Source organism: Pseudoalteromonas sp. DY56-GL22, assembly GCF_041414715.1.
Lineage (GTDB): Bacteria > Pseudomonadota > Gammaproteobacteria > Enterobacterales > Alteromonadaceae > Pseudoalteromonas > Pseudoalteromonas simplex.
In genome coordinates, this window is sequence record NZ_JANHZR010000004.1 from 363,642 (window position 1) to 377,478 (window position 13,837).

At 40.2% G+C, this 13,837-nt stretch carries 7 protein-coding genes; 1 reads left to right on the forward strand and 6 read right to left on the reverse strand.

Going from position 1 to position 13,837, the window contains the following annotated elements; translation table 11 throughout:
• Window positions 1–29: 29 nt before the first annotated feature.
• Genes NO991_RS11880 through NO991_RS11895 form a run of 4 tightly spaced genes read right to left on the reverse strand, consistent with a single transcriptional unit; the run spans window position 30 to window position 11,154 of the window.
• Window positions 30–515, reverse strand: a complete 486-nt coding sequence (locus NO991_RS11880; RefSeq protein ID WP_371352044.1) for a T6SS effector amidase Tae4 family protein — start codon at window positions 513–515, stop codon at window positions 30–32.
• Entirely contained in the window at window positions 516–5,489 is a 4,974-nt protein-coding gene (locus NO991_RS11885; protein WP_371352045.1) for a hypothetical protein, read from the reverse strand.
• Between the two features lie 2 nt (window positions 5,490–5,491).
• Window positions 5,492–9,736 (reverse strand): hypothetical protein, encoded by a 4,245-nt coding sequence (locus tag NO991_RS11890; protein WP_371352046.1) that lies wholly within the window; start codon window positions 9,734–9,736, stop codon window positions 5,492–5,494.
• Between the two features lie 29 nt (window positions 9,737–9,765).
• Window positions 9,766–11,154, reverse strand: coding sequence for a hypothetical protein (locus NO991_RS11895; protein ID WP_371352048.1), 1,389 nt, complete (start codon window positions 11,152–11,154; stop codon window positions 9,766–9,768).
• Between the two features lie 662 nt (window positions 11,155–11,816).
• On the opposite strand from NO991_RS11895, the gene NO991_RS11900 reads away from it, so the two are divergent.
• Complete coding sequence (locus NO991_RS11900) at window positions 11,817–12,479, forward strand: hypothetical protein (protein ID WP_371352049.1); 663 nt, start codon at window positions 11,817–11,819, stop codon at window positions 12,477–12,479.
• Window positions 12,480–12,603: 124 nt separating this feature from the next.
• Here the strand turns inward: NO991_RS11900 and NO991_RS11905 are convergent, their stop codons facing one another.
• A complete protein-coding gene (locus tag NO991_RS11905) occupies window positions 12,604–13,635 on the reverse strand; it encodes a replication initiation factor domain-containing protein (protein WP_371352050.1) in 1,032 nt (343 codons plus the stop codon).
• The gene (locus NO991_RS11910) at window positions 13,625–13,825 is read right to left on the reverse strand and encodes an AlpA family transcriptional regulator (RefSeq protein ID WP_175082105.1); all 201 of its coding nucleotides are present in this window, start codon (window positions 13,823–13,825) and stop codon (window positions 13,625–13,627) included. The genes NO991_RS11905 and NO991_RS11910 overlap by 11 nt, the downstream gene beginning before the upstream one ends.
• Between the last annotated feature and the right edge of the window lie 12 nt (window positions 13,826–13,837).

Genomic DNA, 13,837 nt, shown 5'->3' on the forward strand with positions numbered 1-13,837 from the left:
AGAAATACTTTAATGAAAACAACTCGGTATTAATTCAACTTCCAAACGGCTAAGTGGTATCCGTCTTGTATATCACTAAAATTTCCATTACCAACAAAATCATTACCATTCCAAAGGTCAAAATGTCCTGTGGCGTCAGCCCAGGCTACGTGATAAACAATGATGCCTTTAACAGAAGGAAGAGTATTACTCCCTATTGGCTGCCCTGGTTGTTTACTTATGCCCCAAAAAGGCGTGCCTATTTGTGATTCAATAAAGTTTTTTAGCGTTTTTACTTTCAGAATTATTGTGTTGCCTGCACCATCCTGGGCTTCTTTGTATTGGCTGGGTATTTCTATACCACTTTTACGTATTGCTATAGACAATCGAATGGCGCAAGTATTTGCGTAGTTTGGATTGTTAATTAACGTTGGCCATTCTCCCCCTAAGGCGTTATATAAATCGGCACGTGCCTGAGCACTGTTAGTGCTGGTAGGGCGAGGATAATTTTGTTTTACATCGTTAAAGTTTACCATTTAATGCTCCTTTTGAATGATCACTCGTACGTTACGAATACTGTAAAACTGATTGTTGTTGTCACCTTGCCATTGAAAGTCCAATTGAAATTCATGGTGCTCAGGATTTAAGAAATCAACAACATTCTTGTTCCAGCTGTTATCTGTGGTTCTGGCGGGAACGACCTGTAAAGGGTGTCGCCCAGTTTTCTCGATAATTTCCATATCTGATGTGTTGCCGGTGTTTGAATCAAAATACAGGCCTTGAGTTTTGTGTTGTTGCTCGTGAAACACCGAAATGCTTAAATCGAAACTAGCCCAAATCGATTCTTTAGCACTTATCAATTTCAGCTCATCCACCAGTAACTTTTGAACAAGTTCTTTAGGCTTCCAGCTCCTTTTACTTAGTACAATTGGAGGGGAGTTTTCTGCGCTTTCAGATTTCGACACCAGCATATCTAAGGCAATAGCCGGGCCCGTAAGAAACGCAAATTTAGGATCAAATACTCTGCCTATCATTAAGTCAAGGTTTTCTTTTTTATGCTGTACGTTTCGGCCCTGAACTAGGGCAAGCGAATGTGTACTCCATATTGGCAACTCAATCTGAAGGACCATATAAAAGGCCGAGTCACTGGTTGATCCGGCATCGCTCAATTTGGGTCGGAAGGTAAGAATGCGATAATAGTTATCAAAGCCCTGATGTTGTGCGGATACCCCCCCGTTTATAAGCTTAAACACTAATGGTCCATCTAACACAGATCTGTCTTCAGGCTTATCTAATGGTCTACTCAGATGGTCAGTGAGATCTTTGAGTACATCATCTGAAGTTATCAGAGCCCAGTCATCGATATTATGCATGTTTAATCCAATATCTTTTTCGAGTTTATCAAACAGTGCAATGAAATTATAACTGCTGTTATCGGTACCTACACTATTGACTCCAGAGCTAGGAATGTTTTTGTCCCAGAAAAACCCAAATACGTCGTTGGTAAAGCCGTTGGACCATTGACCTCCCTGTGCTAATTCCTCATCACCATTGATCTCACAAATAATTGTGAATAACTCATCATCCTCGGCATAGGTTCGCTTGGCATCTTCATAACCGCCAGAACTATTCTTGATCTGCCTCACATATTGACTGACGAGTAATGCTCCTTGAGAACTGGACTGTTCAGTAAGAAAACCATTTTTTAACTTTTCAAGGTCAGCTGGTTGGGTTTTGAATCGCTCGGTGTTCTCATTTTTAATATCCAATTGTCCAGAAAATACAATCACTGGCTTAACAAGAGGTTTTCTTGAGATAAGCGATACTCGCGCTTTTGGTACGACGTCAAATTCATTTTTATCATTGTAGACAATACCTCCGGATGGAATCTCAATACCTGATTTTACTTTACCCGCAGGAGCACCAACGGGAACACCGTTCATTCCTTTTTTGTAAGCTTTATTACGTTCTTTCGCTGTAGCGTCAATCACATCCTCAAAGCTATTTAATTGATAGCGTGTAAAGTGAAAATCATTGTCATATGATTCATCATCCAGGTATTCCAGAAATCCACCGGCTCCGACCGTATTGTCTTTTATAAAACTACTGATGTTGTGTAGGCTATCTTTTCGTGTTACTAACGAAGCTTTTGTTTTGTTGTTTATTGGTTCGATTATTTTTGTTGTCTCTAACTCGTACAAATCCGGATTGAGTGGTTGCTCATTTGAGTGACTCAATTTGTGAAATATCCAGGCTTTTGCATTCTTGAATTTTGCCGGTTGGTTCATAAGCTGAGTACGAATTTGGTCGCGAATCTCTTTTGCTATTTTCTTGTCGGCTTTCCACATATTCACAAAATCATTCACTTTGTCTTTAGAGTAATCCTTATACGGATGAGGGAGAGTCCATAGCCGTTTTGATAATGAGTCGAACAGAGTGGCAATTTGATCTTGTTTACTTTGCATCGTATCAAAATGCGTTTTCCAAGCTGCTGCCTTATACGTCTCACTCCATACAGGTACGCGAACATTGATGACGTCATCAAGATAGACAAAATACTCTTTGATATAAGAAGCTATTTTGCTTTTGTATTTTGGGTGAGGATCTATGGGTACGAAGCTCAATGGAATACAGGTAGGGAAGACTTCCTGTTTGTTTCCATCTACTGCAGTTTCAGGAACCAACCAGTCTCCTGAGCCATAATTGCCCACCAATTCGTTAAACACCGCCGCACTGCCTTTTTCAACATCTATGCCATCAATACTGTCTCTCGCCTTCTGCAATGAGCTTATGTACTTTGTAAGGATCTTTTTGACGTTATGGTTTTGGACTTCTTTAACTTTTAAACCGTTTTGATCATACCAATCATCCACACTCAGTGCCTGGTTATTTATTCGATAAGGCTTAAAGGTACCCGAGGGGACGCAGTCCTTGTCACGCTCTATATGAATAAACATTTCTATGGCGTTTGCTTTTTTACTTAAGCCATAGCTGGCATCCAGTTCGATTTCCAGTGGTTCAGTTGGCAAATAAGTTAGGTTACTCAGATAGTTAATCAACTCCTGCGTGATATCCAACTCAAAATTATCGGGCCCCAGCGCTGATGAAAGGCAGGCTGCAAGATTATTTTTCCCCGAGTTTTTTACATATTTGGTGGCATCAAAACGTACGATGTTTCCTTCAAGCATGACTTTCTGCGCAAACTTCATTTCAGCTACTGAGAGCCAGGCCTGCTGAAACACTGCTCGTTCATGCTGAATGTCATTGGGATCATCAGTTGAGTTTACGGGGGTTAAATAATCAAAATCAAAGTGGAGTAAAAAGCGTTCGCCTTTGTTACCTTCAGGTGGGCGGTATTCAATACGAAAAAATGGTTGATGATTTTTCTTTTTGATCTGCGTAGGTAATACAATATCCCAATCAATAGCTGCACTAACGGAGCCAAGGCTATGTTGCGGCAACCTGGTTCCAAAACTGTGCTCTAGGTCGACATTGATAGGTCGACCTCTGCTTTGTTTGGCCAATTGGTAAATTGCTTCTAATTGCGACCATGGCGCCTGTTCTTCCAGAGATGGCCATGGTCTTCTATTGTAAGTGAAATGAAAAACATGATTATTTTTACCATTTTCTTTAAACTCGAATTTTGGGATTTCCTCATGTTCTGGATTAAGGTGTAATACCTTTATGCTGCCATTTACGGCCATTTCCGTGAACACGTTGATTGTATTGTGATTCACCTGATCTTCAGCTACAGCGTTGTACCAGTCATCAGTCGTTGGATTGTCTTCATTGAAGGGGTACTTGGCCGTCACCACATGTTCTATATGTGAAGCACTCTGGGCAATATGAAACTTGATATCGTCCTTGAATAAAATCGTGGGTTGCGCAAACTGCAAGTTGTCTTGCAACAGGCTGTTATCAAAGCTAACTGCGTGGAACTCACTTTCAGAGTAAGGACCGTTAAACGGGAGTTTCCCTACCTCGTTGGGAGCGGCTTCCCAATAGAGCAAGCTATTTTCTTCCTCATCGCCAATTTCTCGCTTCGTCAGATTTAGTTTGAGCGGTGAATTGCTGTTAGTTTGAAACAATGGTACAACCGCAGCAACATGACCCAAGTAGTCTTTTGCGCCAAAAAAGATTACAGACTCTTGCTGAAGGGGGGTGTCAGTTTTAACATCCCAGGCTAATAACCCTTTGAACACACAAATGGGCGCAGGTTTTTTCTCCACAGCATCATCTACAGTGCTGTACAGTAATTCCGCACCGGCGAAAACACGTTCCTGCTGACTAATTTGACTGAGGTAACGATAAAAATCTTCTTTATCTTCGTCACCGGGCACGAATCTCATCAGGACATTGGCATTGTCTACCGGGAAATCTCGATAAACTTCAAAGCTTCCTTCGAATACTGCCTTGAAGCCAACGCTTATTTGATTAGGTAATGTTTTGAGGTCGGTTGCCCCTTTTTCAAAAGCAAGACGCATTGCTGCCACTGAGGTTAAGTTGAGGTCATCTACAACAGTGTCTTGCGAATCATCAATGATTCTGGATTCCTGATTGCGACCAAAAACACTGCCGGTTAGATTTGGCCAATGCACAAGATTGGTGGGAACATGCTCTACATAAACACGTTTGTTCAAGTCATTGAGAGTTCTATATTGAACAGGAAGGTTGGGTAACTTCGCTTTTATTTTGGAAAAAATATCTTCAACATTATCACCTGGGAACTCTATGGTATGGATGACATTGTCTTCCGTAGCACGATTGCTCAGATAAAATTCAATGGTTAACCGGTTAGCAGTGTTTAAATCCAGTGCCTGACTACTGTCGGCAAGTTTCAGCATATTTCCAAGCATGCCGTGAATATTGGTAGTGTTGTTGCCAAATGTGTCGGTATCCAGCACCATTTGATGTTGATCCAATTTAACATTTGCCGGAAGAATACGCCGTGTGCCAAATAGTCGGGTATCGTTCAATCTGGAACAGACTGCCAATTTTTCTTCATCGTTGGCTTGTTCCAGTTGTTCGGCAATGCTGTGTGCGTGGAATCTCGCGTAGGTGAGTGCGTTATCGTTTTTAATGGCTTTGGCAAAGGCTTTATGTACAGTTAGGTGAGAACGGGTATCTTCTTGTTTGCCCTGCCATGACTGTGTATCTGATATCGCACGGTTCAGTCGTTCAAACTCCAACCAATCACTATTTGAAAATTGAAGTCTGGACGCCTTATTGGTATTTCTTGTCAGTATATCGCCATTATCGTTTCCTAGGGTGACTCTCACCTCCACTTCATGAGGAAGAGCTGCGCCCAGCATCTGCTGTTTTTGCTCATCACTTAAGGCGTTAATATCGTCAAGAGAAAATGCTTTTGTCCCTTTTAGGATGCCAGCTAAGTCGTTTTTCATTTGCGGGTACAACATGAATGGCATTACATCGAACCACAGCTCCCACTCATTCTGATCATTGACAGGCTTAAAGAATAATTCCGGTATAATGTAAATTGATGTAGACATAATTAGTTCAAATAAAATGTTTTGTTGAAACCCATAGTGGTAGAAGCACGCACACTCTTGCACACCTTGAACCACTTTTTACCTATGCAGGCACGAGCGGATGCTCTGGCGTGTAATACAAAATTAGCCCGTAAGGTGGATTTGCCACTGCCACTCCATTCTAGAGTTGCCATAGCCTCTGCCGTCGCGATGACTGAAAAACGAGCTGAAATGATCCAGAAATTGAGTTCTCCAAAGCCTTCAACTAAGATTCCAACGGCCCCGCGTAATTTCAAAAAGGTAATATCAAGTTCACCGTTTTGTTTGGAAAGTCCGATTTCACCAGCCAATACGTAGTAAATGCCGGCCCGCACGTAAACAGTGAATATGCCGCTGCCAAAAGTAGCGCCTAAGCCAACCTGAGTGGCGTAGCCGCCAATCACACGAATCTCACTTTTATTATTGGAACGAACGGCGACCTTACGCATCTCCATAAACATACCGCCTTTGCCCTGAAATGGAGTGATAATGGCACCAAAACTTCGGGCCCAATTGCGAACCCCGTTGTTCATCAGATAGGGGTAGCCAAAATCAAATTTCCAGCCACCATTCATCACCACCTTGATACCTACCACACCGCCGTCAAAGCGAATTGGTCCAGTGGTTACCGCAGGACATTTATATTCCAGGTAAAAATAGTCTTCAGACGGAGTATTACCCTTCACATACAGAATAGAAAGGGCAGGGACATCCAGGCCAAACCATTCTTTCAAAAAGGTGCCTTGCAGGGCTAAACCGTAATAACGACCATCCTCAAAAATGAATTTACCAACGACCGCATCGCCTAACACCGTAAAACCACCGGCGAACAACCATCTTTTAATGGTTAATCCAGTGGCAGTGGCATGGGGAATTAGTTCTCCTCCATCCCAAGCATTTCTTACCAGATACCTGATTTTTTCCTGGCCTTCCATATCCTTTACAGAAAGCAGTCGAACGGCCATATCTTCGCCGTCAATCTTTGGAAGCTGGATGCCTTTGCCGGCAAGTACCCAGTCAATAGAAAATGCGCCGAAGTTAATAGTTGTGTCTTTGGGCGTCCATACACCGATAAACCCTCTTTGGCCATCATTGGGGTTGGTGTACATGGCCATAGACAGACCGTCGACGATAGAGTTGCCTAAAATATTTAAACTGACGCCATTGAATTGTAGCCAGGGTGCCTCAGTACCTAAATTTGGGCGATACTCGTTTTTAAAGTACGCACTTTCGATGGAGAGGGTTAGTATGCGCATCAAATCCAGTTCCAGCCCTTTAAAGCCAAATCCTCTTACTCCCAGAGAAAAATCATCAGGATTAAACTCATATTTGCCTTTGGGTTTGCCATAAGCAATAGTGAAATCCAGAGAAAGAGAATCCAGCCCTTTGCTGCATAATTCAGGAAGCTCACCTATTTCAAAACGATAATCATTTAGAAATACAACATCGTAGTTACTCAGATTCTTACCTCCCAGCATTGCCAATCCGCCATAGTCAAAACGGGGACCCTCCAATGCTGGAAAATCAAGGCCAAAATTCTGAAACTTGAGGGTTAACTGGTCATTTCCGAACAGATTAACATGTGGTAAATTCGGGTTAATCTTAAAAGAGGGGTAGAGTATTTTTAGCCATCTAGGGGCATTATCGTTGCCATTTTGCAGTGCAGGTAGACGTATTCCTAAGCCTCGGAAATCGACGCTGTTATCACTGTCCCCCAGTGTCATGCTGCCGATATTTAGCTCCTGGAACTCGATATCCCCATCCATGTCAACCAGGGTTTCATTGTTCCTGAATAAGATCTCGCCGCGTTTCAGATAAACTTGTTTGATAGGACCTATGCCATCATCGGATTTGATAATCGGGTAACGGGTAGGAAGTTCACCAATAAAACGAATTTCATCATTCCTGGCATCATAAAATCCGTTTATTTTTACAGTTGGCAATTCATCTACGGATACCTTTCGGTGATCTAATCTGGACCCCAATACTGAGCGAAACTTAATGTATGCTTGTGCGTTAAAATCCACTAAGCGACTATCGACAAAAGTAGCTTTTACACTTTGCATACGGAAGATAGTTTCACGTTCTTCTCTTATGGTGTCCTTTTTAACTTGCAAAGCACTATTATTATGGGGGGCAGCGTCTTCATCCCATGATTCCGAAGGCCACTTTTCGTTGTTATACCAAATTACCTTACCGTTGGTGGAATAATTGTTAGTTGCGGACGCATCTTTGCTAGGGGTGATGGCAACATACTGCAATTGCATGCTGCCAGGCGACACCATGGAGGTTAATACTGGGAACTTTTTAAAATCCAGGTTGACTCCAAACAATATGGCACCAACATAATCAACACCCTGCACCTGAGGATCTAAAATGTCAGTGTAAAGGTCTCGAGTCTCAGTACTGTCAGCAGTGGAAAACTCAATTTTTGCGTCATAGATACCCAATTCTTCTAGTATTTGTTTAAGGGTAATCCCTTTACGCAGCTTTAAAATGGCAATCGGAAATCGCACACCATTTTGCAGGGTTAAACCGATAGGTTGTCCGTCAAAGCCAAACAGACTAGTGTTAAAATCTAACGAATGGGCATGACTTCCCATGTTAATGGTCCCCTTTCCGCCAGCAAAGAAAGGGACATAGTAAGGCACTTCATCTGAGGTAAATTCGGTATCAAAACTGATGGGATGAAAAATCTGACGTATATGATGCGGATCGAATTTAATGTCACTTCCATCAACAGTAGGTTGATCCGCTAAAAGTGAACTGTTTGCGGTATCGTCATACAGCTTGTTAATGCTGATATGACGGTTTCGATTGTCCACCTTTTTTTCTGAGTACATGGTTTCATGAAAAGAATGCTCAATAGTGTGTTTGAGCTTGTTGTCCTCGAGGCTTTTATTCAATTTTGCTGAAAACTCAGATTTTAACCCTGTTTGTTGTTGATACTTAGCATTTACCAGTGGTGTACTCAGTGACTGAGTCGTACCCCGAGAAAATTTCATCACATAGGCATTGGTCGATGTGGTATTTAGCACAAAACTTTCCGCCATTTTGGGTACCAAAAGGCTTGTTTTTTGTGTTTTCATATAAGGAAGTGTGTAGCGCCTTATCATATCGCTGCTGAGCCCCGTATTTGCGGGGGAATGTTCTTTTTCTTCTCCGCAATCCATAGCATCAATAATCATGCTCGATTGACCAATAAGTAACTTGACATCAGGGATCACAGAATTGATTCGAGCTAAATTGCCGTGATAAGACAAAGTGACAGGCTTATCCTCAGCTATCATCAGGCCTGCATAATAGCGCTCGGAATTAGCCATCTGTCCCACTAGACGCAACTCTTCCGAGGCTGTTAGCTTGATGATTTCATTATCTTTGTCTGAAAGCGCATGCAGTCCGAGACTAAAACCGTGACTGTTTTTTGGTAGTAATGTCAGTTTATCTAGAGCGGAATATTTTCCGGGCTTATATAAGTAGGTTTTTAGATTTGCGTTACGAAAATTTAAGGCGGATTTGACAGGGTTCTCTCTAGTTGCAATTCCACTGGGTTTAGGCTGATAAAGTTGAATTGGCAAGCCTTGGTTGTTGGTCTCTTCAAATTCAACTGACTGTAAATTCAGAGGCGAGTTGAGGTTCAATGTAAAAGGCTTGCTTTCAAAAGTAGTATTTAAAAGTGCGCCAATAATTTTTTCATCGAAGTCGCCCAATAGAGCCCCTTTTACTGAAGCCGTGATTTCGATACTACCCTTTGTAAAAAGCAAGCTTTGTTGCCCAATATTAATCATTAAAGGACTACTGGTACTCCAATGAAATTCGATAGGATAATTTGAATAGTCGTCAACTGCACCAATAAAACTGACTCCGCTCAATAATATTCCGATTTCACCATTGTAATTTCGCAGTGCAATTCGAGATGACACAATATGAAATACATCAAAGTCGCAATAGAAGGCAGTATGACCTGTATAGTTATCGCGTCCAGTCTGAAGAATGCCTATTTTATTATGATCTGATTGACCATTCTCCTTGACAGTATAGTGTGTGCCTTGCGCCTCTACCAAAAAGTGTAGATTGCAAAAATATTGAGCTTCTCCAACAGTCAACACTGCCTCAATGGCAGCTTGTGCGCCGGCAATGGTGGCGTTCCATATTAGGGCGCTTGCTGGACGCTCAATTTTAGTATTTTCGTAAACCTTTAAATCTAAGCCGAATAAGTTGATCTTCATTACTATCTCTCCATGTAAAGCAAAGTACCTTATTCAAAAATGAGTTTGTCACCGTGAGCCAACAATATGTTCTGTTTGCTCTCTGGAGTGAATGAAATGTACGGCGTATTGCCCAATATAACTTGGGGCTTTGGTGTTTTTCGAGCTCTCGTGTGTTTGAAACGTATTTGGACAAACTCTTTATATTTGGGGTGTATTAGTTTTCGTTTTGAGGTTGATACATCATCATTAGTCTTGATTTTGCCAAATGGAATGTACTGACCATTGCGTAGTATTCCGGATATCATTTTTTTGTATTTATTTTCAAAGTCACTTACTGTGCTACAGGGTAATATTCTTTTGCTTGTTCCCAAGTCAAGTTCAGTGACTACAATGAAGGGAGTTACCATCATTTTATAGGGCCGTGTATCCGCAATTTTCCTAAGTGATAATTGAGTTCGTGGCTTGATTATTGATTCTGAGTTAGTGAAATATTCATCAGAATCAATACCAAACATGAACCTAATACTTTTTTGATTCTCAAGATTTTTAAGGCGCCTTGTTTCTCCCAGAATGAATTCAACATCATCCCCCTCGTCTTTTCCGTCGACAATTTCATCTGGTACTAAGCGAATAGGGACTGCTGTACTTATCATCTGCCCCACATGCTTTTCGTCATAATCAGTTACCAGTGTATCTTTATTATTTCCAAGCGATCCTAACTCTTCTGGGTCCCAATTCAGATTTCTGAGGTTCAGATCGATTGAGCTGTAATCCTTCTGTGTAACTAACTCAAAGCTGCGGCAAATATTGCTTTTTATAAATTGTAAAGAGTTTTCAGAGTCAAATGCTGAGCAGAGTTCTTTGCTGTCGTCACAGCGTTTGCCTGCCTTATCTTCAAAAGTCATTGGGTAATGAATGACCAAGTTGTTGGTTATTATTTGAAATAACTTTAATTTGTCGCTTTCAGGTAGCGCTTTGAGTTTTTCCTGAAAGGAAAATGGCTCATTCTGCCATCTCTGATGACTGACCGTTGATTGGGTTAACCACCAATGCATAAAGACACGCTCTTTAGCTGACAGTACTTGACTGAATTTTGTATTCTGATGAGCTGGTGGTACTTCAAAAAGAGCATCCGTATATGCACCTTGAGTACTGTGACCTTTTTCCTTATTCACAAATGCCATATTTCCATCAATTCCTAGTACCATTCCAGGTAAAACTTCAAAAGTTCTGTGGGGCCTAGCTGCAGATTTATCATAATTAAACCCCTGACACTGATTTGTGCCGTTATAGGGTAAATAACTAATACTACAGTTGAGGTTATCTGCACTAGGCTCTTTAATGAAGTATTTATTACTACATCCAAAGAGCAAAAAAACGCCAAATAATATGAGAGGAGTATTCCTTGCAACGATAATCTGTTGAATAATATCCATATTAAAGAATTCCATATTTTTGAATCGATGGAGATTTGGGTTGTTCAAAAAGTGACCAGCACAAATAACAACATAGACATAAGATGTTTTAAATGCAAGTTAAAATATTTGTAATTGCCACCCAAAACCACAGCACCAATTTTATAAAGACAACCGATAGTTGTTAATCAGCTTCTGATGAATTCAAGCCTGCGTATGCTTCACCAGATTAAGATTTTTGCCTAGAAGGGGTTGTTACTAGAAGTATCAGACTTCATAAGCCCTGTACTGAGTTTCAAATGAGAGAGTTGTATAGCTTTTTTGTAATTGCTCATGTTCTAAAACGAGTAAATGCTATAAGGTCTGTTATGAGCAAAAAGCAGACGACTAGACAAACTCGTTTGCCTCAAAATGAGTTAGTGTAAATGCTCTACAGATCTATTTTGAGAGATAACCAGACATTTAAGTCAGCTAAAAATAAGAGTTAGTTGATTTCCAAAATATGTAGTTCGCTAATATACTCAAGAAAATGAGTGACAAGCTCATTTTCTTTTCTGAATATATTAAGTGCCAATAAAAATATATAGTTGGCTATGTATTACGTTATTTGTTAAGAATAGATTTACTAATACATTAGCGTGACATCGGCAGAAAGATGTGACGCGCGCACTATAAGTCAAGTGATGCAATACATATATAGTTTAATACAAGAGAATCCAGGGTTTTATGCATGGGCATTTGGGCTTGTCAATGTCGGTTGGATTTTGTTTGCGTATTTTAATAAGCAACGACACGAAAGAGATCTTAAATTCTTGGAACAGGATTTGAGATATAATGCAGACAGACGACTTAAATTATTCGATCTGAAAGCCACTCAATATAGCCAATACGTCACAGACTTGGATGCGTTTAGTAAGAAGAATCAGGTTGAGATGCCAGCTAGAATGCAGCCCATTTTTGAAAGTTATTTTAGTGAGTATATGGCTGCAAGTGAGTTAGGGGACAATCTAAGGGAACGAGCAGCCATTGAGTATTTAAGTTCTCAAATACTGAGTCTGATGAACGAAGGCCTTCAAGATGTGACGAAGCTTAAATACGAATCAAACAGGCTTAAACTAATCGCTACAGACGAAATGCTCGAAACATTTGAAAAGATCGAATCATTAAACCAAGAAATATTTGATATAACAAAAATATACATGAGCGAATTCACTGACATTATAATCGAACAACAGACAGAGAGAACTGAGTTGTTTCAAAGTACGGCATCTAAATTAGGCATGGAACAACAAATGTATTCTAAGCTGTTGCTTCAGCAAATGAGACAAGAGATAAATGATATATAAATGACATAACAGCTCTGTTGAATGAATTGGAGTATCGCCAAAAATCTGAATTCAGTCGAAAAGAACAGTCAGGTTTAATTAGAGAGTGAAATCAAACCTGACTGGTGAAGTTAAATTTATAGAGTTAGCTAACCATCATACTAAGCGGCAAACTCGGTTGAAATCTTTTTGCAGGTCTCATCGTTTTTTGTATTATCTCTTTTTCTGTCAACGTCTGTTTTGCAAACAATAGGGTAGGGCCATACTGTTTACTTAGATTTTCTAGACCCCTATCCCTAACTGCATTACATCGCGTCTTTATCTCTCTTGTTATAGATCTTGCTTCAACGCCTTTAAGCATACATCGATAAACCTTTGGGTATGCATTTAAAAAATAACTATCAGGGCATGTGAGGACATTACCAGGGATAACTATATTTTTGTTGCCTCTTAGTCTGAGTTCATGTCTTGTCCATGATTGATATTCTGGTGCATCTTTTGGCAACTGTAATTGTTTACCCTTCTCGTATATGACCATCTGTTTGCTGGCATTTTTTGAGCCAATATAGATAGTTCGTCCTGTTGATGAGCTAATGTTTTCTCTGGTTGGCTTTGGCCCAGAGGAAGGTGAAAAGCCACCAGAAGAATACTTTTTTTGTATAAAGCGGATATTGTAACGGCTTGAGAAGTCATCTAAAGCTATATCAACTCGTTTAATTTCAAAGCGGTTTCTTTCCATCAATTCTAAAAGCGGAAAGAAATAGCATTGACTAATATTAATCAATTCACACGCATAGCCTGTGAGTTCAACAATTATGAATTGCTTATCAGCATTCCATTTTATAGCCCCGCAATAGTGTACTTTTACATCAGTACTTTCTAGTAGGATGCCGTCATCAAAGTACTTTCTATTAAATTTATCTTTAGACACCTTAATTCTGAGGGTAGTTAACCATTGTTTGATTAAATAGATAGTTGACTCGAATTGTGCATCACTAGTTGTAAATAGTTTTAGAGTTAAATAATCAATTCGAGTTTTGAAATTATTATCTTCTAGAAAAGGACTATCTGTACTTTTTAACGGCATTAACTTCTCGTTGTGTAACTTACTGTTTTTTAACTCATTACTACTATTTGTTGTCTCACTTAATGGCTTAGTTATGATCTTAGGCTGCATTAATACGTTCCTCCATCCAGTTTTGAATGTCAGAAAGTCTCCATGCAACGGTTCGTGTATTCAGCTTTATACGTTTTGGAAATTTGTCTTCTTGCTCCATTTCATAACGAGTTGTTCTAGAGAGCCCAGTTAAGTGTTTACATTCTGCTTCACGCACAAAGCGATCAATTTGTGAATTGGTAGTATTCATCACGGATACCTT

What these genes read in the sequence shown, in the direction of transcription:
- NO991_RS11890 (WP_371352046.1), bottom strand. Translation starts at nt 9,736, where the DNA reads ATGAAGATCAACTTATTCGGCTTAGATTTAAAGGTTTACGAAAATACT.
- NO991_RS11900 (WP_371352049.1), top strand. Translation starts at nt 11,817, where the DNA reads ATGCAATACATATATAGTTTAATACAAGAGAATCCAGGGTTTTATGCA.
- NO991_RS11880 (WP_371352044.1), bottom strand. Translation starts at nt 515, where the DNA reads ATGGTAAACTTTAACGATGTAAAACAAAATTATCCTCGCCCTACCAGC.
- NO991_RS11895 (WP_371352048.1), bottom strand. Translation starts at nt 11,154, where the DNA reads ATGGATATTATTCAACAGATTATCGTTGCAAGGAATACTCCTCTCATA.
- NO991_RS11910 (WP_175082105.1), bottom strand. Translation starts at nt 13,825, where the DNA reads ATGAATACTACCAATTCACAAATTGATCGCTTTGTGCGTGAAGCAGAA.
- NO991_RS11885 (WP_371352045.1), bottom strand. Translation starts at nt 5,489, where the DNA reads ATGTCTACATCAATTTACATTATACCGGAATTATTCTTTAAGCCTGTC.
- NO991_RS11905 (WP_371352050.1), bottom strand. Translation starts at nt 13,635, where the DNA reads ATGCAGCCTAAGATCATAACTAAGCCATTAAGTGAGACAACAAATAGT.